This is a genomic window from Methylobacterium sp. E-046, from assembly GCF_022829625.1.
GTDB lineage: Bacteria > Pseudomonadota > Alphaproteobacteria > Rhizobiales > Beijerinckiaceae > Methylobacterium > Methylobacterium longum.
The window spans coordinates 20193-42482 of the sequence record NZ_JAKSYP010000252.1 but is presented as its reverse complement, the minus strand read 5'-3'; the positions used below and the strand labels follow the sequence as shown (position 1 = coordinate 42482).

Genomic DNA, 22290 nt, shown 5'->3' with positions numbered 1-22290 from the left:
CCGCCTCGGTATCCGTCGCGGCGCAGGGGGACCATGCAGCCCGCACGGTCGTGCGCGCCGACGGGCGCCTCAGCGCTTGGCCGCCACCTTCTCGACCGGCAGGGCCTTCTCGGCGGAGGCGGTCTTCGTGGTCGCCTTGGCGACCTTCGGCTTCGCCGGTGCCGCCCCCGCGATCAGCGCGGCGAGATGCGACTGGTCGAGCCCCGATGCAGGCGCCGCGGGCGAGCGCGGCCCCGTCGCGGAGGGCGGGACGCTCGCGACGGCGGCGGGGCGCTCCACCTGCCGCTCGGCTTGGCGCGGCTCGATGGAGCCCGTGGCGACCGGATCGGGGATGGCGGCGACCGGCATCGGCGCCGCCGTCGATTCACGCTGGACGCGCAGCGTCCAGTGCGCGGCCGTCGAAAGGGCGGCGACCGCCAGGATCGCCTTGATGCCGCTGGTGAGCAGGGCTCGCATGGTCGTCAGGCCCGAGAGAACGCGGTTACGCGAGACCGGATCCCCGGTCACGGATCATCATCGCCGCGGAGCGTGAACGAAGCCGCAATCGCCCCGCCGGATCCTGTCCCGGAACGGGGCATCCCGACGCTCGCAGCCTCGCCCGACGGGTCGACCGGCCGATGGCGAGGATGGGGGAAATTGATGTGGGCCGTGCGCCGGATTCGCGGTTCCTGTTCCCCGCGCTCCCGACACTCCTGCAGCGACTCGGCCCACTGAGCCTCACAGGAACGGCCCAGAGAACTGGTCCGGACCACCCCGTCACTGCCGACCCCGCTGCCATGCAGGCCCGAGCGGGCTCGCGAAACCTTCAGGCGCATCGGCCGCTGGGGACAGCCCGTGTAGAGGGTGACGGCCGGGCCGGCAACAGAGGCGAGGCCGTTTCGGCGGCGCCCGCGGCGATCAGCGCTCCGCCGCGGCCGCGGCGAAGCGTATCAGAGCGGCGATCTCGGCCGCGCCGGCCTCGCCGGCGAGGCGCCGGTAGAGGTCGGCATAGCCGGCGAAAACCTGCCGCCCGGCCGCGTCGGGCCCGAGGAAGCCGGCGATCTCCTCCATCTCGGGCGCCCAGCGATGGGCCTTCGGCGCCATGTCGGGCAGGCCCGTGGCGAAGCGGGCGAGGAGGGCGGGCTCGTTCTCGGCGAGTTCGGCGCGCAGCGCCTCGCCGGCACCCGCGCGATCGGCGGCGAGGATCATGAGCGCGGCGAGCGCCGTCAGGCCCTTGTTGAGGCCGGCATAGCCCATCTTGAGGCTTGAGGCCGCACCGACGCCCCCGGGACAGACGCGCAGGTCGAGGCCGAGGTCGCGCAGCACCAGCGCCGGGGCGGTCTCGGGACCCGAGACGTAGACGCGCGGTCCTCCGGCGCCGGGCTTCGGCGGCAGGCCCAGGATCGCGCCGTCGAGGAACGGCGTGCCGGTGGCCGCGACGATCCCGGCGATGCGCCCGACCGTCTCCGGGCTGACGGCGTTGGCGTCGATGTAGACCGGCTTCTTCGCGGCAGCCGCGAGGGCGGGCGCGAGGCGGCGGGCGAGCGCCTCCGCGTCGGCGGGGGGCACGATCGAGAGCACGAGGTCGGCGGCGGCGAGGTCGCCGTCCCCGGCATGCGCCATGCCGGCGGCCTCGGCCCGGGCGCGGCTCGCGGCCCCGCGCCCGTCCAGGGAGGTCAGCACGCGCGCGCCGTGGCCGGCGAGCCGGGCCCCGATGGCGCTGCCCATGGCGCCCGGGGCGATCACCGCGATGGTGGGCACGGGACGCCTCCGGGGACGATCGGGCCGCTACCGCAGCGAGCCGCAGAAGCGCTGGATGCGCCGGCAGGCCTCCTCCAGCACCGCGTTTGAGGTCGCGTAGGAGATGCGCAGGTTCGGGCCGAGCCCGAAGGCCGAGCCGTGGACGGCGGCCACGCCCTCGGCCTGAAGCAGCTCCATGACGAAATCCTCGTCGGTCTCGATGGTCTTGCCGGCTTCCGTCTTCTTGCCGATCAGCGCCGCGCAGGACGGGTAGACGTAGAACGCGCCCTCGGGCGTCGGGCAGGTCAGGCCGTTGGTCTGGTTGAGCATCGACACGACGAGGTCGCGCCGGCCGTGGAAGGCCGAACGGAACGTGGCCAGATGGTCCTGCGGGCCGTCGAGGGCGGCGACCGCGGCCCATTGCGCGATCGTGCTCGCCCCCGAGGTCTGCTGGCCCTGGACGAAATCCATCGCCTTGATCAGCTTCTCCGGACCGGCCGCGTAGCCGATGCGCCAGCCGGTCATGGCATAGCCCTTCGAGACGCCGTTCATGGTCAGCGTGCGGTCCACGAGCTGCGGCTCGACCTGGGCCGGGGTGACGAATTCGAAATCGCCGTAGGTCAGGTGCTCGTAGATGTCGTCGGTCAGGATGTGCACGTCCGGGTAGCGGAGCAGCACGTCGGTGAGCGCCTTCATCTCGGCGCGGGAATAAGCGGCCCCGGACGGGTTCGAGGGCGAGTTGAGGACGATCCACTTGGTCTTCGGGGTGAGCACCCGGTCCAGCTCCTCGGGCTGGAGCTTGAAGCCGTTGGCCATGTCGGCGTCGGCGAAGACCGGCGTGCCCCCGCACAGCCCGACCATCTCCGGGTAGGACACCCAGTAGGGACGGGGGATCACCACCTCGTCGCCGGGATTCAGGGTGGCGAGGAAGGCGTTGTACAGCACCTGCTTGCCGCCGGTGCCCACGATGGTCTGCGCGACCTTGTAGTCGAGCCCGTTCTCGCGCTTGAACTTGCGCACGATCGCCTCGCGCAGGGGCACGATGCCGGAGACCGGCGGGTAGCGGGTCTCGTTGCGGTGGATCGCGTCGATCGCCGCCTGCTTGATGTGCTCGGGCGTGTCGAAATCCGGCTCGCCCACCGACAGGCTGATGACGTCGACGCCCGACGCCTTCAGGTCCCGGGCCTTCTGAGTCATCACGATGGTCGCGGACGGCTTCACCCGCGAGAGGACGTCGGCGAGGAGAGCCATGGCGTGCGATGCTCCGGATTCTCGAGGTCAGGCGCCGCCTCTTCGCGGCGCGGCGGACCCTAGGCCCGGGACGCTGAGCCGGCAAGGCGGTGCGCGGCACGGAGTGGGGCGGCGCCCCGGGCGCGCAGCGCAGATCTCCCCCGCGCCGGCGCCCTCGCTTTGCAGGCGCGTCGATACCAGATCTCGCTGATGATTCCGCTCTCCGTTCTCGACCTCTCCTTCGTCGGCGCCGATTCGACCCCGGCCCAGGCGCTGCACGACACCCTGGCACTCGCCCGCCACGTCGACGGCCTCGGCTACCGGCGCTACTGGCTCGCCGAGCACCACGCCCTGCCCAACGTGGCGAGCCCGGCCCCCGAGATCATGATCGGCCAGATCGCCGCCGCAACCCGCAACCTCCGGGTCGGCTCGGGCGGGATCATGCTGCCGAACCACGCGCCGCTGATGGTGGCGGAGCGCTTCCGGGTGCTGGAGGCCCTGTTCCCCGGCCGGATCGACCTCGGACTCGGGCGCGCGCCCGGCACGGACGGCGTCACCGCGCGGGCGCTGCGCCGCCGGGAGGCGCCGGGGGCGGGGGGCGACGACTTCCTCGACCGCCTGCAGGAGCTGCTGTTCTGGGACGGCGGTTTCCCGGAGGGGCATCCGTTCGCGCGGATCGAGGCGAGCCCCGCGGGCGTGCCGCTGCCGCCGATCTTCCTGCTCGGCTCCTCCGATTACAGCGCCCGTCTCGCGGGCGAGATCGGCTGCGGCTTCGGCTTCGCGCAGCACTTCTCCGGCATGCCGGCCGAGGCGCCGATGCTCGACTACCGGAATCTCTTCCGGCCGACCCGGCTCGGCAGCAAGCCCCACGCGATCCTGGCGGTCGCGGCGATCTGTGCCGCCACGGATGCCGAGGCCGAGCGGCTGGCATCCAGCGCGCGCCTCGCGACCCTGCGGCGGGAGCGGGGCGAGTACCGGCCGCTGCCGAGCCTCGCCGAGGCGCTCGCCTACCCGTATGCCGACGGGGAGCGCCTGCAGATCGAGCGCGGCCGCGACCGCCTGCACGTGGGCGGCCCCGAGACTCTCCGGGCCCGGCTCGCCGACATGGTCGCGCGCACCCAGGCCGACGAGCTGATGATCGTCTCGGCCATCCCCGATCAGGCCGCCCGGCACGAATCCTACGCGCTGCTGGCGCAGGCCTGGGGGCTCGGCGCCACCTCACAGGCGGCCTGACCCGTCACACGCCGCCCCCGGCAGGCCCTGACGACGCGGCCAGGGTCCGTGCAGGCTCCCCCCGGATCGCGCCCGCGCCAGACGGGCCGGCCGGAGGAGAGGCAGCATGGGCAACCGACGCGAATTCCTGACCGCTACGGCCGCGGGCCTCGCCGCGGCGGCAACGCCCGTCCGGGCGGCCGACGAGCGGACGACGGCGCCCGGGCCCGGCAAGCCGGGCGCGCCCGCGCCCTTCGGCATGCCCCGGGACATGACCCTCATCAACATGCGCCGCGGCGACGGCTACACCTTGGGCGTGAAGATGAAGGATGGCGTGCTCGACGTCGCGGCCGCCGGCAGCGGGCTCGGGATGCCAGCCCCGACCGACATGGACGACCTGCTCCAGAACGGGCGCGGCCCGGCGCTGCGGGCGCTGATCGACGCGGTCGAGGCCGCCCCCGACGGGCGCTTCCTGCTGGCGGAGCCGGGCATCGCCTACGGGCCGGTGGTCACGCGGCCCGAGAAGATCATCATGATGGGCTTCAACTACCGCCACCACGCGGAGGAGACCGGCACGCCGATCCCCAAGGACCCGCCGCTGTTCAACAAGTACAACAACGCCCTGAACCACCACGGGGGCACGATCACGCTGCCGACCCAGGCCGCGCGGGAATTCGATTACGAGACCGAGCTGGTGATGGTGTTCGGCCGGGAATGCCGGAACGTCTCCGAGGCGGACGCCCTCGACTACGTGGCCGGCTACTGCACGGGCAACGATTTCAGCGCCCGGGATCTTCAGACTCTGACCTCGCAGTTCATGATCGGCAAGACCTCCGACGGGTTCGCCCCGCTCGGTCCCTACCTCGTCACTTCCGACCGGGTGAAGGACCCGAATGACCTGACGCTCAAGACTCTGGTGAACGGCCAGGTGCGGCAGGACTGGAACACCAGCGACATGATCTTCAATTGCCGCCAGCTGATCAGCTTCGCGTCGAAGGTCATGACGATCAAGTCGGGCGACATCTTCTACACCGGCACGCCGCAGGGCGTGATCTTCGGGGAGAAGATCCCGCGCCAGGATCGGGCGTGGCTGAAGCCGGGCGACGAAGTGGTCTCGGAACTCGAAGGGCTCGGGGCGCTGCGCTTCAAGCTGGTCTGATCGGGCGCGGTGCCGAGACGGCTCGCCGCGTCGTCGCGAGCGCAGCGACGCCATCCGGATCGTGGGCGGATCCCCCTCCCGTGCAGGAGGGGGCCGTTCGTTGTGCGCGCCTCTCGGCCTCAGCGCCCGAACAGCCGGCCGAGGCGGGCGAGGAGACCGCCTCCGTCGGCGGCCTTCGCCGCGCCGGGCATCGCCGCGCCGGGCGTCGCCGCCGTCGCCTTCGGGGCCTGGACCAGCCCGAGGGCCGCCGTGTCGGTGGTCTCGCGGTCGATCAGGATCAGGCTGCCGGTCTCGCGGTTCTCCGCGTAGGCGTCGACCGCCACCGGCCGGTCGAGGCGCAGGGACACGTCGGCGATGTCGTTGGCCGACAGGCGCTCGGCCGGGCCGGGCTTGCCGGTCTCGGGGTCGATGCGCGAGACGATCCGCTCCACGGTCGCGGTGACCGTGGCGGTGCCGATCTTGGCGAACAGGCTGGCCCCCGGGCTCAGATCGGTCTCGGCCGCCCAGAACAGGCGGGCGTCCAGGGTCTCGGTGACCCGCATCGGCGCGTCGGTGGCGACGATCACCTGCCCGCGGGATGCGTCGATCTGGTCGGCCAGCACCAGGGTCACCGACTCATCCTCGCCGGCCTCGGGCAGGTCGCCGTCGGCGGTGTGGATCCGCGCCACCGTGGAGGTCCGACCCGAGGGCTGGACCGTCACCGAATCGCCCGGGCGCACCCGGCCGCTGGCGATCCGGCCGCTGTAGCCGCGGAACTCGGAATTCGGACGGTTGACCCACTGCACCGCCATGCGGAACGGCGCGTTCAGCGCCTCCGCGTGGACCGGGACGGTCTCCAGATAGGTCAGCAGCGGGCCGCCCGTGTACCAGGGCGCCGCGACACCCGCGTCCACGACGTTGTCCCCGTTCTTGGCCGAGAGCGGGATCGCCTTGACCTCGGAGAACTTGAGATCCCGGGCAAAGTCCGAGAAACCCGCCACGATGCCGTCGAAGGTGCCCTGCGCCCATCCGGCGAGGTCCATCTTGTTCACCGCCAGCACCACCCGGCGGATCCCGAGATTGGAGACCAGCAGCGCGTGGCGCCGGGTCTGGCGGGTCAGGCCCTGGCGGGCATCGACCAGGATCACCGCCACGTCCGCCGTCGAGGCGCCGGTGGCCATGTTGCGGGTGTACTGCTCGTGGCCGGGCGTGTCGGCCACGATGAAGGAGCGCTTGTCGGTGGAGAAGAACCGGTAGGCGACGTCGATGGTGATGCCCTGCTCGCGCTCGGCCTGGAGACCGTCCACCAGCAGCGCGAGATCCACCTCCTGCCCCTGCGTCCCGTGCTTGCGGGAATCCCGCTGGAGCGCCGAGATCTGGTCGTCGAAGATCTGCTTGGTGTCGTGCAGGAGCCGCCCGATCAGGGTCGACTTGCCGTCATCCACCGAGCCGCAGGCGATGAAGCGCAGCACCGCCTTGCTGCGGTGGGCGGTGAGGAAGGCCGCGTAGCCGGAGGCGCGGTCGGTGAAGGCGGTGGGAGCCTGGTGGACGGTCATTAGAAGTAGCCCTCCTGCTTCTTGCGCTCCATGGCGCCGGCCCCGTCCTTGTCGATCACCCGGCCCTGCCGCTCCGAGGTGCGGGCGGCCAGCGTCTCGCCGATAATCTCGGGCAGCGTTGCGGCGTCGCTCTCCACCGCGCCGGTCAGCGGGTAGCAGCCGAGGGTGCGGAAGCGGACGAGGCGCTGCTGCGGGGTCTCGCCGGGTGCGAGGGGCAGCCGCGCGTCGTCGACCATGATGAGCTGGCCGTCGCGCTCGACGACGGGCCGCTCCTTGGCGAAGTAGAGCGGCACGATCGGAATGTTTTCCTGCTCGATGTAGAGCCAGATATCGAGCTCGGTCCAGTTCGACAGCGGGAAGACCCGCAGGGACTCGCCGCGCTTCTTCCGGAGATTGTAGAGGTGCCAGGGCTCGGCGCGCTGGCGCTTCGGGTCCCAGCGGTGCTGCGCGGTGCGCAGGGAGATGATCCGCTCCTTGGCGCGGCTCGCCTCCTCGTCGCGGCGGGCGCCCCCGAAGGCGGCGTCGAACTTGTGCCGGTCCAGCGCCTGCCGCAGGGCCTGCGTTTTCATCACGTCGGTGTGGACCTCGGAGCCGTGGCTCACCGGCCCGACCCCGCGGGCGAGCCCGTCCGGGTTGGTGTGGATCAGGAGGTCGAGGCCGAGTTCCTTCGCGCGGGCGTCGCGGAAGGCGATCATCTCGCGGAACTTCCAGGTCGTGTCGACGTGGAGCAGCGGGAACGGCAGGCGCCCGGGCGCGAAGGCCTTCAGGGCGAGGTGCAGCAGCACCGAGGAATCCTTGCCGATCGAGTAGAGCATCACCGGATTCTCGGTCTCGGCGACCGTCTCCCGGAAGATGTGGATGCTCTCGGCCTCCAGCCGCTTGAGGTGGCTGAGGCGGTCGGCGGCGGTCTGTGCGCGCATCGTGGCGCTCGGCGGCACGGCGGCGGCGAGGGCGGCGCTCATCGGGCGAACTCCGGCTGGCGGGTCTGAGGCGGGGTGGTCTCGAAGGCGGCGGGCTCCTGGCCCGGCTGCACCGACGCGAGGGGGCGTCCGACGTGCAGGCCGCACTCCTTCTTGTCTTCCTGCTCCCACCACCAGCGGCCGGCCCGCTCCGGCTCGCCGAGCTTCACCGCGCGGGTGCAGGGGGCGCAGCCGATCGACGGGAAGCCGCGGTCGTGGAGCACGTTGTAGGGGACGAAGTTGTCGCGCACGAAGGCGTCGATCCGCGCCCGCGACCAGTCGGCCAGCGGGTTCAGCTTGATCAGGCCGCGGCCGGCGTCGAACTCGGCGAGCGGCGTCTCGGCCCGGTTGGCGGACTGGCCGGCCCGCAGCCCGGTGAGCCAGCCGCTCGCGCCGTCGAGGGCGCGGCCCAGCGGCTCGACCTTGCGGAAGCCGCAGCAGGCCTGCCGGGCCGCCACCGAGCGCCGGAAGCCGTTGATGCCCGCGTCGCGCACGAACTCCTCCGCGGCCGCACGCTCAGGCGCGTAGGCGGCGATGCGGATGCCGTAGGCCGATTCGGTCTCGGCCCAGGTGTCGTAGGTCTCGGCGAAGAGGCGGCCGGTATCGAGGGTGACGATCGCGACGCGGCCCCCGGCGAGCCCCTTGGCGAGACCCGCCATGACCAGCGCGTGGGTGAGCGCCTGATCCTCGACGCCCAGGCTCGTGGTGAAGACGAGCCGGCCGGGGATCTCGGCGGCGATCAGGTGGAGGCGGCCTGGGAGGTCGAGCCCGGACAGCCGCTCCGCGAGGGCTTCAGCTGTCTGTCGGTCCGGACGGGTCATCGCGACATGTCTCGGGATTGGCGTGATGGAAAGGGCACGGCCTGCGCGGCACCCTGTTGTCGAACCGTCGAAATGTTCGCTATACCGAACGAAGTCAAGGCGCTTCGACGGGCGAGTCGACCCAGGACCGGGACCGGACGTGCGGTTGCACACGGCGGACGGCGAGGGCAGACGGCCTGTAGAATAAAAAATTCTTCTCACTTTTGTCGTACGCCATTCTTATCGCCCCCGCGCCGACCCGCACGGGGGAAGCCAACGGAGACAGCTTTGGACGCGATCGATCTGAAGATTCTCGCCCTGCTGCAGACCGACGCGACGCTCTCCATCGCGGCGATCGGCGAGCGGGTCGGCCTGTCGCAAACCCCCTGCTGGAAGCGCATCCAGAAGCTGGAGGCCGACGGCGTGATCGACCGGCGGGTCGCGGTGCTCGATCCGGTCAAGCTCGGCCTCGGGTTGACCGTGTTCGTCTCCATCGAGACAGCGGATCACTCGCAGGAATGGCTGCAGCGCTTTGCCGCGACAGTCTCGGCGATGCCGGAGGTCTTGGAGTTCTACCGGATGGCGGGCGACGTGGATTATATGCTGCGGGTCGTCGTCGCCGACATGCAGGCGTATGACAGCTTCTACAAGCACCTCATCGCGGTTCTGCCCCTGAAGAACGTCACGTCGCGGTTCGCCATGGAGAAGGTGAAGTCCACCACCGCCCTGCCGCTGCCGGCGCCGCCCAAGAACGGGCGGCACCTGCCGGGCACGGGTCCGGTCCTCGCCGTGGTAGGGGAATAATATTCCTTTCTTTCGCAGCGCAACGAATGCGATGTCCTAATCTCCGCCCGTTCTGCAAAAAGAACGTTTCTCGATTGACACCGGCCGCGTAGGCCACGACATGGTCTCCTGATGTCACGCCAGAACCTCCTTCCGCGCACCGCCCCGTTCGGGGACGGCGAGCGCGCCAGCCTCGACGCCGTGCTGGGGGCCGCGAGCCCCACGCAGCGCGCCTGGCTCGCGGGCTTCCTCGCCGGGCTCGACGCCGCGGGCGGCCAGCCGGCCGCCGTGCCGGCCGCCCCGCCCAAGGCCGCCGCGCCGCTGACGGTGATCTACGCCAGCGAATCGGGGAATTCCGAGGCCCTCGCTGGCAGCGTCGCCAAGCTGGCCCGCAAGCAGGGCTTCAAGCCGAAGGTCGTGGACTTCTCCGATCTCGACATCTCGACCCTGCCCAAGGCCGGCAAGCTCGTCGCCATCGCGGCCACCTGGGGCGAGGGCGAGCCGCCGGCCCGGGCCGTGCGGGCCTACGGCGAGCTGATGGGGGAGGGTGCCCCGCGCCTCGACGGCGTCGAGTTCGCGGTCCTGTCGCTCGGCGACACGTCCTACGCGGAGTTCTGCGCCATCGGTAAGGCGCTGGACGCGCGCTTCGAGGCGCTGGGCGCCAAGCGCGCCGCCGAGCGGGCCGACCTCGACCTCGATTTCGAGAAGCCCGCCGCCGACTGGATCAAGGCGACGCTGAAGGCCCTGGCCCCGGCGGAGGCCACCGACAACGTCGTGGCGGTCGACTTCGCCCGCGCCGGTGCCGGCGAGGACGACGAGGCCGAGCCGAGCCGCGAGCCCCTGGTGGTCGAGGTCGTGGAGCACGTGAACCTCAACTCGTCGCGCTCCGACAAGGAGACGATCCACCTGGCGCTGGCCTTCGAGGACGGCGCGCCGGCCTACGAGCCTGGCGATTCGCTGGAGATCTACCCCGAGAACGATCCGCAGCTCGTGGACGAGATCCTGAAGGCCGCGGGGCTGTCGGACGACGAGGCCCTGCGCAAGGCGCTCCTCGCCGAGCGGGATATTACCACGCTCTCGGCCGCCACCATCGAGCGCTTCGTGAAGGCCACCGGCCACGCTGAGGCGCAGACCCTGATCGACAGCGGCGAGGCCAAGGCCTGGATCGAGGGGCGGCACCTGATCGACCTGATCCAGACCTATCCGGCCGCGCTGACCGCCGAACATCTCGCCACCATCACCCGGCCGCTGCCGCCGCGGGCCTACTCGATCGCCTCCTCGCGCAAGGAGGTGGGCGACGAGGTCCACCTCGCCATCGTGGCCGTGCGGTACGAGACCCACGGCCGCGCCCGCTCGGGGGTGGCCTCGGTCCACGTCGCCGACCGGATCCGGGACGGCGCCAAGCTGCGGGTGCGGCTGAAGCCGAACCGCCACTTCCGCCTGCCGCAGGATCCGGCCACCGACATCATCATGGTCGGGCCGGGCACCGGCGTCGCGCCGTTCCGGGCTTTCGTGCAGGAGCGCCGGGCGATCGAGGCGGAGGGCTCCAAGACCGGGCGGTCGTGGCTGTTCTTCGGCGACCGCCACTTCACCCACGACTTCCTGTACCAGCTCGAGTGGCAGGACGCCCTGGAGGACCGGTCCCTCACCAGGATCGACGTGGCCTTCTCGCGGGATCAGCCGGAGAAGGTCTACGTGCAGGACCGGATCACCCAGCACGCGGCGGAACTGGTCTCCTGGCTCGACGCAGGCGCCCACTTCTACGTCTGCGGCGATGCCAAGAACATGGCCAAGGACGTGCGCGCCGCGGTGGTGAAGGCCTACGAGACCACCAAGAACCTGAGCGCCGCCGACGCGGAGGCGCAGGTCGCGGCGCTGGAGCGCAGCCATCGTTACCAGCAGGACGTTTACTAGGGATCGCACGGCCCGCTCCGGCGCGGAGCGGGCCAGCCCCGGCGGGGCGCGGGAGGTGGCCGCGGAGGCGGTCTCCCGGGACATCGAGTTTCACGCTCTGGCCTGGGCTGCGGGGATCCGCGGCCGGGCAGAGGCCTACGCAGTCGACGATATTGGATTCGTTCCATGGACGACCACAGCCCCCGCGACGCCGCCGAGACCCCGGCCCCCGGCGCCGCCACCCCGGCCAAGCGCATCTACGAGACCCCGCCTGCGGAGCGGCCGATCACCGAGGCCGAGGCCGCCCGCGCGGCCCAGCTCGCCGCCAACGAGCACATCAAGATCGCCAGCGGCTACCTCCGCGGCACGCTGGCCGACGGCCTCCTCAAGCACGCCACCGGGGCGATCTCGGAGGATGACGGGCAGCTCGTGAAGTTCCACGGGATGTACCTGCAGGACGACCGGGACCTGCGCCCCGAGCGCACCAAGAAGAAGCTCGACAAGGCCTACAGCTTCATGATCCGCCTGCGCATCGCCGGCGGCGTGATCACGCCGAAGCAGTGGCTGATCCTCGACGACATCGCCCGGACCTACGCGGGCGGGGCGCTGCGCGCGACCACGCGCCAGACCTTCCAGTACCACGGTGTGATCAAGTCGAACCTGAAGCGCACGATGGCCGCCATCGACGGCGCGCTCCTCGACACGATCGCAGCCTGCGGCGACGTCAACCGCAACGTCATGGCGGCGACGAACCCGGCGCAAGCGGGCGCCCACAGGGCCGCCTACCAGCTGGCCAAGGACATCTCCGACTCGCTGCTGCCGAAGACCAGCGCGTGGCGCGAGATCTGGCTCGACGGCGAGCGCGTGGTCGGCGGCGAGGACGCGGCCGAAGTCGAGCCGGTCTACGGCCGGACCTACCTGCCGCGGAAGTTCAAGACCGTGGTGGCGGTGCCGCCCTCCAACGAGGTCGACATCTTCGCCCACGATCTCGGCTTCATCGCGATCCTCGACGAGAAGAACCAGGTCACCGGTTGGAACGTCACGGTCGGCGGCGGCATGGGCATGACCCACGGCGAGCCCGACACCTTCCCGCGCACCGCGGACGTGATGGGCTTCGTGGAGCCCGAGGACGCCATCAAGGTCGCCGAGGCCGTGATGACGGTCCAGCGTGACTGGGGCAACCGCAAGAACCGCAAGAACGCCCGGCTCAAGTACACGATCGAGCGCTACGGGCTGGACGCCTTCCGCGCCGAGGTGGAGGCGCGCGTCGGCAAGAAGCTCGGCGCACCCAAGCCCTACGTGTTCACCGGCAACGGCGACCGCTACGGCTGGGTCGAGGGCGACGACGGCCGCCATCACCTGACGCTGTACGTGCCGTCGGGCCGGATCAAGGACATCGACGGCGGCCCGCAATTCCTCTCGGGGCTGCGCCGCATCGCCGAGGTGCACCAGGGCGATTTCCGCCTCACCGGCAATCAGAACGTGATCGTCGCCAACGTCCCGGCGGAGAAGCGGGCCGAGATCGACGCGCTCGTCGACGAGTACGGCCTGACCCGGGGCGCCGGTGCGCTCCGGCGCAATTCGATGGCCTGCGTGGCCCTGCCGACCTGCGGCCTCGCGCTGGCCGAGAGCGAGCGCTACCTGCCCGACCTGATGAGCGAGCTGGAGGAGAGCCTCGCGTCCCACGGGCTCGCCGAGGAGGAGATCACGATCCGCTCCACCGGCTGCCCGAACGGCTGCGCCCGACCGTTCATCGCCGAGATCGGCCTCGTGGGCCGCGGCCCGGAGCGCTACCACCTCTATCTCGGCGCCGCCTTCGACGGCTCGCGCCTGAACAAGCTCTACCGGGAGGACGTGGCCGCCTCCGAGATCCGCGGCACCCTCGACCCGCTGTTTGCCGACTACGCCAAGGGCCGGCAGCCGGGCGAGCATTTCGGCGACTACCTGATCCGGGCCGGCCACGTGGCCCGGACCACCAACGGCCCGGACTTCCACGACCGCACCGGGGCCCTCAAGCCGGCCGTGCTCGGCTGACGGCGCGCCGCGCGCATCCGGGGCAGGCCGCCCGGATGCGCTCCGGCCGGGCGATGCGGCGGCGGGGCGAGAGGGGGCCGGGATCGGACCCACCCCGGTCCTCCCGCCCGCCTCGTCCCGCGCAGACGGCACCGGCACCCCTTTGAAGCGGCGCCTTCGAACCGGCCAGGGTCACGCCCGCGCCTGTCCCCGTGCTCGACGGCCGGCGGGATCCCGCCGTCGTGGCGACTTTCCGGCATCCAGTGGGAATGAACGTTCATTACAAGGAGAAGGCAAGCAGGAGCGCACGATGGCTCTCACGTTCGAAGGCCGCTGGTCCGATCTGGACTCCGATCGTTTCGGCGCCCGTGGCCCGGGTGTCCTCGCCCTCGCCCGCGCGGTCTGCACACCCGCCAACCTGACCTTCGGCGCCGTTCTGGCCCTGGCTTGGTTGGCGCTGATCGGCTGGACCGGGGCCGGTCCGGACGGCTGGCAGGCGCGGATCTGCGCGGATCTGCATCAGGGGCCGCAATCCTGCGCGGTCTCCATCCCGGCCAAGGATCAGAGCCGGATCGTGCCGGTCGCCCTCGCGGCCCAGCCCGGGCGGTGAGCGTCGAGGCCGCCGGAGCGGCGCCCCCCCGCGGCAATCCCGCCACCCGGCGCGAACACATCCTCGACGCCGCCGAGGCCTGCTTCACCCGCAACGGCTTCCACCGCACCACCATGCAGGATCTCGCCCGCGAGGCGGCGATGAGTCCCGGCAATTTCTATCGCTACTTCGAATCCAAGGAGGCCCTGGTCCTCGGGCTCGTGGAGCGCGAGCGCGAGCGCGGCACCCGTCTGGTGGCCGAGATGGAGGTCAGCGGCGACCGACGCGGCGCGCTGCTGGAGATCATTGCCCGCTACTTCGTGTCGATCAGCCGCGAGGCCGCGACCCTGCGGGTGGAGATCTGGTCGGAATCCACCCGCAACGCGGCCATCGCCGCCATGACGGCGCGGACGGAGGCCGAGACCCGGGACTGGTTCACGGCAACCTTCGCGGCGCTGTCCAGCGCCCCGGACTTCGATCCGGCCGCGCTCTACGCGGTTCTCGGGCCGCTGATGCGGGGAATCGTCGTCGGCCGCGCCGCGCTGCCGGATTACGACGTGGCCGCGGCCGTGGCGCAGCTCCACGCGCTGCTGGAGGCGGGGCTCGACGGCCGCCTGCCGCGGGCCGGGGCCGCCGGGCCGCCGGCGGGCCCCTGATCTTATCCCGATCTCATTCCCGATCGCGGGCCAGTCACGGCCCCCGCTAGGCCGACCGGCCCGCGCCCCCCTCGCGCGGGCCGGTCGGCCGTGTGCCGCGTGGCGGCGTGCCCGGTCAGGCCCCGGCAGGGTGAGCGCGACGCGATTCGCCCGAACCAGACCGTTCTGGCCGTCGCGCCGGGCCGCGTCGGTGGGGTTGTCTAGGCGTCGGCCACATACACGCCCAGGCAGTCACTTTTGAACAAGTTCAAATCTTTCGACGACATCCCCGTGACGCTTTAGCCACATGGATGGCCATTTTGGCAGAGAGACCACGGTTTCCGTCGTCCCGCCGCCCATCCTGCATTGAACCGCTCGGGATGAACGCTTCTAGGAAAAGGCCATCGCCACGATGCGAACCTCCTGAGAACGATTTTAACCTATGAGCTCGGACCGGATCGACACGATCGATCACAAGGCAAACGCGCAGGATGACTGGACCGTCCGCGCCGTCGGGCTCGCCACGACGCTGCTGATCCTGCTTCCCGCCCCGGTCGGCGCGCAAGCCGGACCGGCGACCGATGAGATCGCTCTCTCCGAACTGAGCGTCACCGGGACGGGGCCCGCGGTGGAGCGGGCAGGCGGGCCGGTGATCGGCTATCGCGCCACGCGCTCGGCCACCGCGACCCGCACCGACACGGCCCTGCGGGATACGCCGCAAGCGGTGCAGGTGGTGCCGCGCGACGTGCTGGTCGATCAGCAGGACATTCGCCTGAGCGACGCGCTGCAGAACGTCAGCAGCGTCCAGCCCGGGGGCACGATCCAGGGCCGGAGCGACACCTTCATAATCCGCGGCTTCAGGACCCAGACCTACGCCATCGACGGCGTGCTGCTGAACCAAGCCGGCAACTTCTCCGCGGTCACCCGGGATCTGGCCGACGTGGAGCGGATCGAGGTGCTGAAGGGGCCGGCCTCGGTCCTGTACGGGCGCGGCGATCCCGGAGGCCTGATCAACATCGTCACCCGGCAGCCCACCCGGGCGCCGTCCGGCGACATCAACCTGCAGGCCGGCAGCTTCGGCTTCCGGCGGGTGCAGGGCTCGGTGTCGGGCGCGATCGAGGGCGTGGAGGGCCTGGCGGCGCGCCTCAGCTTCGCCGGGCAATCGGACCCGACCTTCCGCAACTTCGGCGGGCGGGACAATTCCCGCACCTTCGTGGCCCCGGCCTTCGCGTGGACCCCGGCGCCGGACACGCGCGTCACGTTCCTCGGCGAGTTCACCCGGGTCGACAACCAGTACGACGAGGGCCTCGTCGCCCGGAACGGCCGCGTGCCCCTCGACAACGTCGCGCGCTACTACGGGGCGCCGTTCTCCCGCTACAACGGCGACGCGAGCTTCGGCCTGCTCAAGGTCGAGCACGACCTCAACGCCAACATCACCCTGCGCGAGGTGCTCAACGCGCAATGGGGCGGGTTCAACGCGCTGGCGAGCCGCGCCACCGGCCTCACCGACGGCAACACGACGGTGACCCGCCGCGAGACCGGCGTCTACTCGACCTACGCCTCCGTCGACAGTCAGACCGAGATCGTGGCCAAGTTCGACCTGCTGGGCTTCCGGCACACGGTGCTGGCCGGCGTCGAGTACACCAACGGCTACCGCCGCGCCTACACGACGCAGAGCGCCACCTACCCGTCGGTGAACTTCCTCGCCCCGCTCCCCGGCCCCACGATCGTCGGACTGCAGTTCCAGTCCGACCTCAAGCAGAAGAACGCGCTGGCCGGCCTGTACGCGCAGGACCAGATCGATCTCGGCCTCGGCCTGCAACTGCTCGTCGGCGTCCGCTACGACACGGGCACGCAGTATTATTTCAGCCGCGTCCCGACCTCGCGCACGATCCCGCCCGACCAGGAACTGTCCGGGACCTCGCCCCGCGTCGGCCTCATCTACCGGCCCGCGGAGCCGCTGACGCTCTATGCGAGCTACGCGACCTCGTTCAAGCCGCAGACCGACAACGTCTACAACGCCGGCAATCCGCGTCCCGAGACCGGCGAACTCTACGAGATCGGCAGCCGGCTCGACCTGAACCCGGACCTGACCCTGTCGACGGCGGCCTTCCGCATCATCCGCAACAACGTCGCGGCCGCCGACCCGGTCAATACGGGCTTCTCGGTGATCACCGGGCAGCAGCGCTCCGAGGGCGTAGAGGCCGACCTCGCCGGCCAGGTCCTGCCGGGATGGAAGGTCATCGGGGGCATCAGCGTCCTTGATGCCCGGATCACGCGGGACACCACCTTCGCGGTGGGCAACCGGCTGGTCGGCGCGCCGGCCTTCAGCGGCAGCATCTGGTCGACCTACCAGTTTCAGGAGGGCGTCCTGCTCGGCTGGACCGTCGGGGCCGGGATCACCTATGTCGGGCGCCGCGCCGGCGACCTGAACAGCAGCTATGCGGTGGGCGGCTACGCCCGACTGGACGCGGCCGTGTTCTACGACTTCGGCGAGCACGCCCGGTTCTCGATCAACGCGCGGAACCTGACCGACCGGCGCTACATCGAGCAGCCGTTCAACCCGTTCAACAACCTCCCGGGCGCACCGCTCTCGGTGCTGGCGACGATCACCGCCCGGCTCTAAGTCGCGGGACCTGCGGCGACCGCAGGTTCCGGCCGGGGGCTTCGAGCGGACGCTGTCTCAGGGGTTCGCGGCGCGAACGGCCGCCGCCGATGGCGCGGGCTCGATCGCCCCGCGGCGGGCGTCAGCCCGGCGGCGCAGGAGGTAGAGCGTCAGCCCGGTGGCCGCGAAGCCCGGCATGGCCAGCGCCGCGAGGCAGAACAGCAGGGCGAAGGGGTCGCCGAAGAATCGGCCGCGATGCACCTCCAGGATGTTCTCCACGAGGCGCCGCCCGAGCGGCAGGTCGGCGGCGTGCTCGGCCGAGACCAGCACGCCCGTGGCGGCGTGGTAGCGCGCCTCGTTGCGGGCGCTCGGCGCGTCGACGCCCCGTGGCAGCCAGCGGATGCGGATCGAGACCGCCTCGGCCTCCGGCACGCTCAGGATCGCGGAGACCGCCTCGCGCCCCTCCGCCGCCCGGAAGGCGGCCCAGGCGCGGTCGAGGGGCGGCGGCTCCAGCGGCGCGGTGGCTTCGGCCGGCCGGCCGTGGACCGCCGTGCGGCCGGGCGTACGGACGGGCTTCGCCGCGTCGCCGCCCGCGAGAAGCGCCGTGGCGCCGTCCTTGAACCACGGGTAGGACCAAGTCAGGCCGGTGAGCGCGATGACGAGGTAGACCGGCGTGAGCCACGTCCCCGCCACCGCGTGGAGCGACCACCACCGCGCGCGGCCGGGACGCGACAGGCTCGGTCTCAGCCAGATCCGCCAGCGGTGGATCCTGGGCCAGCGCAGGTAGAGGCCGGTCGCCAGGAAGGCCAGGAGTGCCCACAGGCAGGCGCCCGTGATCGTGCGGCCCCAGCCCTTGGACCCGCCCGGGATGAGCAGCCAGCGGTGCAGGTCCCGCACCGTCGCGAACGCCGCCTCGAGCCGCACCGGCCCCAGCACCGCGCCGTCATGGGGGTCGGCATAGACCGAGGGAGGCCGCAGGCGGGTCTCCGGATCGCGGGCGAAGCGGACGTGGACGCTGGCGGCGGGATCCTCCGACAGGGTCAGCGCGTCGACCCGGCGCCCGCCCACCTGCGCGTCGATCCGGGCGATCAGGGCGGAGGGGGAGAGAACCGGCCGGTCGCCGGCCGTCACCGCCAGCCGGTCGCGGTTGGCGAAGGCGGTGATTGCCTCCTCGTAGCTCATCAGCGCCCCGGTCAGGCCCATCAGCGCGAGGACGAGGCCGGCGGTGAGGCCCAGCGCCCAGTGCAGGCGGAAGAGCATCGTCCGGGGGGAGGGAATCGGCAGCATCATGGCGGTCGGCGGCTGCCTAGCAGAGTCCGGCCGAGGTGACGATGCCGCGGGACGCATGCCCCGGGGCGGTCGCGGGGCGGGACTCATCCGGACGGCGCGCAGGCCGCGAGGCCGGTCCCGGATCGGACAGCGGCTCGAACGGACGGCCTCCCCGTCATCCGGGGTCCGCGCGGCCGAGCCCGGGACCGGTGCCGCCGGCGCGCCAGGTCTTCGCACCGATGGCGGTCCCGAATCGCCAACGCCGGGCGCGCTCGCGGCGTCCCGGGATGGGGCGCGGAATGGGCGCGCGGGCAACCTCACGCCCCATGTCGGGCCGGCGCCTTGGCCGCCATCCGCGCGGGCGAAGCGACGCCATCCGCGCGGGTGCCGCGACGCCATCCGGCCGGCGCCGCGCCGACCGGCCTCGCGCGGCCCCGGGTCCCTTCGCTGCGCCCCGCGCCGAAGGAGGGGCGGTCCGGCCGAGGGCTCCCCCGGAAAGCCGTCTCAGGTGATCGGCGCCGGGTTGAACAGCGTCAGGTCGTTGAACAGCCCCCACTGGTCGGACCAGGGGCGCTTGCGCCCGCTCGCCACGTCGAGGATCAGGTGGAACAGCTCCCAGCCGACCTCCTCGATCGTGGCCGCGCCGGTGGCGATGCGGCCTGCGTCGAGGTCGATCAGGTCGGACCAGCGCTCGGCGAGCTCCGTGCGGGTGGCGACCTTGATCACCGGGGCCTGGCTGAGGCCGTAGGGCGTGCCGCGGCCGGTGGAGAACACCTGCAGGGTGATCCCCGAGGCGAGCTGGAGCGTGCCGCAGACGAAGTCGCTCGCCGGTGTCGCGGCGAAGATCAGGCCCTTCTCCCGCACGCGCTCGCCCGGGGCGAGAACCCCGGAGATCGCGCTCGTGCCCGACTTGGCGACCGAGCCCAGGGCCTTCTCGACGATGTTGTTGAGGCCGCCCTTCTTGTTGCCCGGCGAGGGATTGGCGCGGCGGTCGGCCTCGCCCTTGGCGAGATAGGCGTCGTACCACGCCATCTCGCGGATCAGCGCCTGGGCGACCTCGGGGCTCTTCGCCCGGGGGGTGAGGAGGTGGATCGCGTCGCGGACCTCCGTGACTTCCGAGAACATCACGGTGGCGCCGCAGCGGACCAGCAGGTCGGCCGCGAAGCCGAGGGCCGGGTTGGCGGTCACCCCTGAGAAGGCGTCGCTGCCGCCGCATTGCAGGCCGACCACCAGGTCGGAGGCCGGGCAGGTCTCGCGGGTCCGGCGGTTCAGCACCTCCAGGCGGGCCTCCGCCATCGCCAGGATGCTGTCGATCATGGCGGCGAAGCCGCGGTGGCGCTCGTCCTGGAGCCGCACCACCCCGTCGCCGGCCGCCCCGTTGTCGGGGAGCAGCCGCTCCGAGACGAGCTTCTCGCAGCCGAGGCCGACGACCATGACCTCGCCGCCGAAGTTGGGGTTCTGCGCGAGGCTCTGGAGTGTCCGGATCGGCACCACCGCCTCGGGGGCATTGATGGCGACGCCGCAGCCATAGGCGTGGGTCAGGCCGACCACGTCGTCGACGTTGGGGTAGCGCGGCAGCAGCTCCTGCTTGATCCGCCGGATCGCCACGTCGAGGGTACCGGCGACGCATTGCACGCTGATCGAGATCGCCAGGATGTTCTTGGTGCCCACCGACCCGTCCGGGTTGCGGTAGCCCGCGAAGGTGAAGCCCTCCAGCGGGGGCAGGGGGGCCGGCACGCGCGTGGCCAGCTCCAGGGCGTCGAGGGCGGGGGCGACCGGCGTCGCGACGCGGGATTCCTCCACCCAGGCGCCCCGCGGGATCGCCTGCGTGGCGATGCCCACCACCTCGCCGTAGCGGCGCACCGCCCCGCCCTCCGCGATGTCGCTGAGCGCGACCTTGTGGCCCTGCGGCACGAACTCGACGAGCTCCAGCCCGTCCGGGAACACCGTGCCGGCCGGCAGCCCGAAGGCGTTGACCACGATCGCGACGTTGTCGTCCGCGCTCAGGCGGATCGTGCGCGGCAGGTCACCGGCCCCCGCGCCGGCCGGGTGCGCGCGGGTCGGGGCTTCGATCTCGGCCTGCATCGTGGACTCCCTGATAGCGACCGCGCTCAGGCGCGGAAGCGGGCGGCGAGGGCCTCGGCGTTGCGGGCGAGCAAGCCCGCGTCCGAACCCACGGCGGTGAAATGGGTGCCGGCCGCGATGTAGCGGCGCGCCAGCTCCTCGCTCGGCGTCAGGATGCCGGCATGCTTGCCGGCCTTGCCGATCCGGGCGACCGCCTCCTCGATGGTGCGCACCACCTCCGGGTGGCCCTGCTGGCCGACATAGCCGAGGCTGGTGGAGAGGTCGCCGGGTCCGATGAAGACGCCGTCCACCCCCTCCACGGCGGCGATCGCGTCCAGGTTGTCGAGGGCGCGGCGCGACTCGACCTGCACCGCCACGAAGATCTCGGCCTCGCAGCGGGTGTGATAGTCCTTGATCCGGCCGAACCGGGCGGCGCGGGGCGCCTGCGAGAAGCCGCGGATGCCGCGGGGCGCGTAGCGCGTCGCCGCGACCACCCGGGCGGCCTGCTCGGCGTCGTCGATGTTGGGGATCATCAGCGACTGCGCGCCGGCGTCGAGGATGCGCTTGATCGTGATGGGGTCGTCGCTCGGCACCCGGACCATCGGGTGGGTGTCGCCCTCCATCATCGCCTGGAGCTGGGCGTAGATGTCGCGGAGGTCGTTGGCCGAGTGCTCCATGTCGAGGAGCAGCCAGTCGAACCCGGCGCCCGCGACGATCTCGGTGGAGATCGGGCTGGCGAGGCTGCACCACAGGCCGACCTGCTGACGGCCCTCGCGGAGCGCCGCCTTGAAGCGATTGGTCAGGCTGTCCATCGCGATCCTCCCTGGATTGTTATCCAACCTATAGGTGCAGTGTTCCGTCCCGGGGTCAAAGCCAAAGCGTGGATTGATCGATACCGCTCCGGCATCGGTCAGGCCGGCGGCATCGCCTGGAGGATCGCGATCAGCTGCGCGAGCAGCGGCTCGTCCGCGTCCCGCCGCCATGCGAGGATCAGCTCGGCCGGGCGCGGGACGGGCAGGGCCAGGGGGCGGAACACGACGCCGTCGAGGCGCAGGCGCTCGGCCGCCGCCGGGACGAGGGCGACCCCGAGGGCGCTGCGGACCAGGGCGAGGATCGAGTGGATCTGCGTCAGCTGCTGCACGATCCGCGGCTGGATCTCGGCCTCGGCGAGGAGGCCCTGGACGAGGTCGTGGAAGTAGCGGGCCTCGTTCGGCGCGTAGGCGATGAGGTCCTCGCCGGCGAGGTCGCGGGGCGCGAGGGCGTCGCGCGCGACCAGGGGGTTCCCGGCCGGCAGCGCGACCACGAGCGGCTCGGCCAGCGCCCGGACGGCGACGAGGTCGGGATGCGTCACGGGGGGGCGCACCAGCGCGGCGTCGATCCGGCCGGCGAGCAGTTCCTCGACCTGATCCTTGGTCACCATCTCGCGCAGCGCCAGGGTCACGTCGGGCAGCGTCCGCCGGAGGGCCGTCACGAGCCGGGGCAGGAAATCGTAGGCCGAGGCCGCCGTGAAGCCGAGCTTGAGCACGCCCGCGCGCCCGGCGGCCACCTGACGGGTCGTGTGCGTCGCCGCCTCGGCGAGCCGCAGGATGCGCTGGGCCTCGGGCAGGAAGCTGCGCCCGGCCGCGGTCAGACGGACCGAGCGGCTGGTCCGTTCGAGGAGTTGCACGGCGAGGACGCGCTCCAGAACCTGGATCTGCCGCGACAGGGGCGGCTGCGTCATGTTCAGCCGGGCGGCGGCGCGGCCGAAATGGAGTTCCTCGGCCACCGCGGCGAAGCACCGGAGCTGGCTGAAGTCGAACATGGACGCTCCCTCTGCGCGCGGCGC

At 71.8% G+C, this 22290-nt stretch carries 18 protein-coding genes; 8 read left to right on the top strand and 10 right to left on the bottom strand.

Features of this window, described 5'->3' with window-relative positions; translation table 11 throughout:
- Positions 1-69: 69 nt before the first annotated feature.
- The 3 genes from MKK82_RS27440 to MKK82_RS27430 form a co-directional block, all read right to left on the bottom strand.
- Complete coding sequence (locus MKK82_RS27440; protein ID WP_238286297.1) at positions 70-456, bottom strand: hypothetical protein; 387 nt, start codon at positions 454-456, stop codon at positions 70-72.
- A gap of 441 nt (positions 457-897) precedes the next feature.
- On the bottom strand, positions 898-1740 hold the full coding sequence (locus MKK82_RS27435; protein WP_238286251.1) for an NAD(P)-dependent oxidoreductase: 843 nt from the start codon (positions 1738-1740) through the stop codon (positions 898-900).
- Between the two features lie 27 nt (positions 1741-1767).
- Positions 1768-2970, bottom strand: coding sequence for a pyridoxal phosphate-dependent aminotransferase (locus tag MKK82_RS27430; protein ID WP_238286252.1), 1203 nt, complete (start codon positions 2968-2970; stop codon positions 1768-1770).
- Positions 2971-3159: 189 nt separating this feature from the next.
- On the opposite strand from MKK82_RS27430, the gene MKK82_RS27425 reads away from it, so the two are divergent.
- Together MKK82_RS27425 and MKK82_RS27420 are read left to right on the top strand one after the other, a co-directional pair.
- Positions 3160-4182: an LLM class flavin-dependent oxidoreductase gene (locus MKK82_RS27425; RefSeq protein ID WP_238286253.1), complete on the top strand. Its 1023-nt coding sequence runs from the start codon at positions 3160-3162 to the stop codon at positions 4180-4182.
- Positions 4183-4288: 106 nt separating this feature from the next.
- Positions 4289-5320: a fumarylacetoacetate hydrolase family protein gene (locus MKK82_RS27420; RefSeq protein ID WP_243987485.1), complete on the top strand. Its 1032-nt coding sequence runs from the start codon at positions 4289-4291 to the stop codon at positions 5318-5320.
- Positions 5321-5439: 119 nt separating this feature from the next.
- Here the strand turns inward: MKK82_RS27420 and cysN are convergent, their stop codons facing one another.
- Genes cysN through MKK82_RS27405 form a run of 3 tightly spaced genes read right to left on the bottom strand, consistent with a single transcriptional unit; the run spans position 5440 to position 8635 of the window.
- On the bottom strand, positions 5440-6855 hold the full coding sequence (gene cysN, locus MKK82_RS27415) for a sulfate adenylyltransferase subunit CysN (RefSeq protein ID WP_238286255.1): 1416 nt from the start codon (positions 6853-6855) through the stop codon (positions 5440-5442).
- On the bottom strand, positions 6855-7817 hold the full coding sequence (gene cysD, locus MKK82_RS27410; RefSeq protein WP_279603308.1) for a sulfate adenylyltransferase subunit CysD: 963 nt from the start codon (positions 7815-7817) through the stop codon (positions 6855-6857). The genes cysN and cysD overlap by 1 nt, the downstream gene beginning before the upstream one ends.
- Positions 7814-8635 (bottom strand): phosphoadenylyl-sulfate reductase, encoded by an 822-nt coding sequence (locus MKK82_RS27405; RefSeq protein ID WP_238286256.1) that lies wholly within the window; start codon positions 8633-8635, stop codon positions 7814-7816. Before MKK82_RS27405 ends, cysD begins: the two co-directional genes overlap by 4 nt.
- Positions 8636-8902: 267 nt before the next feature.
- Here MKK82_RS27405 and MKK82_RS27400 point away from each other — a divergent pair, with 267 nt between their 5' ends.
- The 6 genes from MKK82_RS27400 to MKK82_RS27375 all read left to right on the top strand — a co-directional run bounded on the left by MKK82_RS27400 (position 8903) and on the right by MKK82_RS27375 (position 17153).
- Complete coding sequence (locus tag MKK82_RS27400) at positions 8903-9418, top strand: Lrp/AsnC family transcriptional regulator (protein ID WP_091716811.1); 516 nt, start codon at positions 8903-8905, stop codon at positions 9416-9418.
- 111 nt (positions 9419-9529) lie between these two features.
- A complete protein-coding gene (locus MKK82_RS27395) occupies positions 9530-11311 on the top strand; it encodes a sulfite reductase flavoprotein subunit alpha (protein ID WP_238286257.1) in 1782 nt (593 codons plus the stop codon).
- Positions 11312-11476: 165 nt separating this feature from the next.
- On the top strand, positions 11477-13324 hold the full coding sequence (locus MKK82_RS27390; protein ID WP_238286259.1) for an NADPH-dependent assimilatory sulfite reductase hemoprotein subunit: 1848 nt from the start codon (positions 11477-11479) through the stop codon (positions 13322-13324).
- Positions 13325-13613: 289 nt separating this feature from the next.
- Positions 13614-13913 (top strand): hypothetical protein, encoded by a 300-nt coding sequence (locus MKK82_RS27385; protein WP_238286260.1) that lies wholly within the window; start codon positions 13614-13616, stop codon positions 13911-13913.
- The gene (locus MKK82_RS27380) at positions 13910-14548 is read left to right on the top strand and encodes a TetR/AcrR family transcriptional regulator (RefSeq protein WP_238286261.1); all 639 of its coding nucleotides are present in this window, start codon (positions 13910-13912) and stop codon (positions 14546-14548) included. The genes MKK82_RS27385 and MKK82_RS27380 overlap by 4 nt, the downstream gene beginning before the upstream one ends.
- A 421-nt stretch (positions 14549-14969) precedes the next feature.
- Positions 14970-17153: a TonB-dependent siderophore receptor gene (locus MKK82_RS27375; RefSeq protein ID WP_238286262.1), complete on the top strand. Its 2184-nt coding sequence runs from the start codon at positions 14970-14972 to the stop codon at positions 17151-17153.
- A 57-nt stretch (positions 17154-17210) separates the two neighbouring features.
- Here MKK82_RS27375 and MKK82_RS27370 read toward each other — a convergent pair whose 3' ends face one another.
- From MKK82_RS27370 to MKK82_RS27355, 4 genes are all read right to left on the bottom strand, one after another.
- Positions 17211-18422 carry a PepSY-associated TM helix domain-containing protein gene (locus tag MKK82_RS27370; protein ID WP_238286263.1) on the bottom strand — a complete coding sequence of 404 codons (1212 nt, stop codon included), beginning with the start codon at positions 18420-18422 and terminating at the stop codon, positions 17211-17213.
- Between the two features lie 483 nt (positions 18423-18905).
- Positions 18906-20486 (bottom strand): galactarate dehydratase, encoded by a 1581-nt coding sequence (gene garD, locus MKK82_RS27365; RefSeq protein ID WP_238286264.1) that lies wholly within the window; start codon positions 20484-20486, stop codon positions 18906-18908.
- Between the two features lie 26 nt (positions 20487-20512).
- Complete coding sequence (locus tag MKK82_RS27360) at positions 20513-21277, bottom strand: HpcH/HpaI aldolase family protein (protein WP_238286265.1); 765 nt, start codon at positions 21275-21277, stop codon at positions 20513-20515.
- Between the two features lie 98 nt (positions 21278-21375).
- Positions 21376-22266: a LysR family transcriptional regulator gene (locus MKK82_RS27355; protein WP_238286266.1), complete on the bottom strand. Its 891-nt coding sequence runs from the start codon at positions 22264-22266 to the stop codon at positions 21376-21378.
- Between the last annotated feature and the right edge of the window lie 24 nt (positions 22267-22290).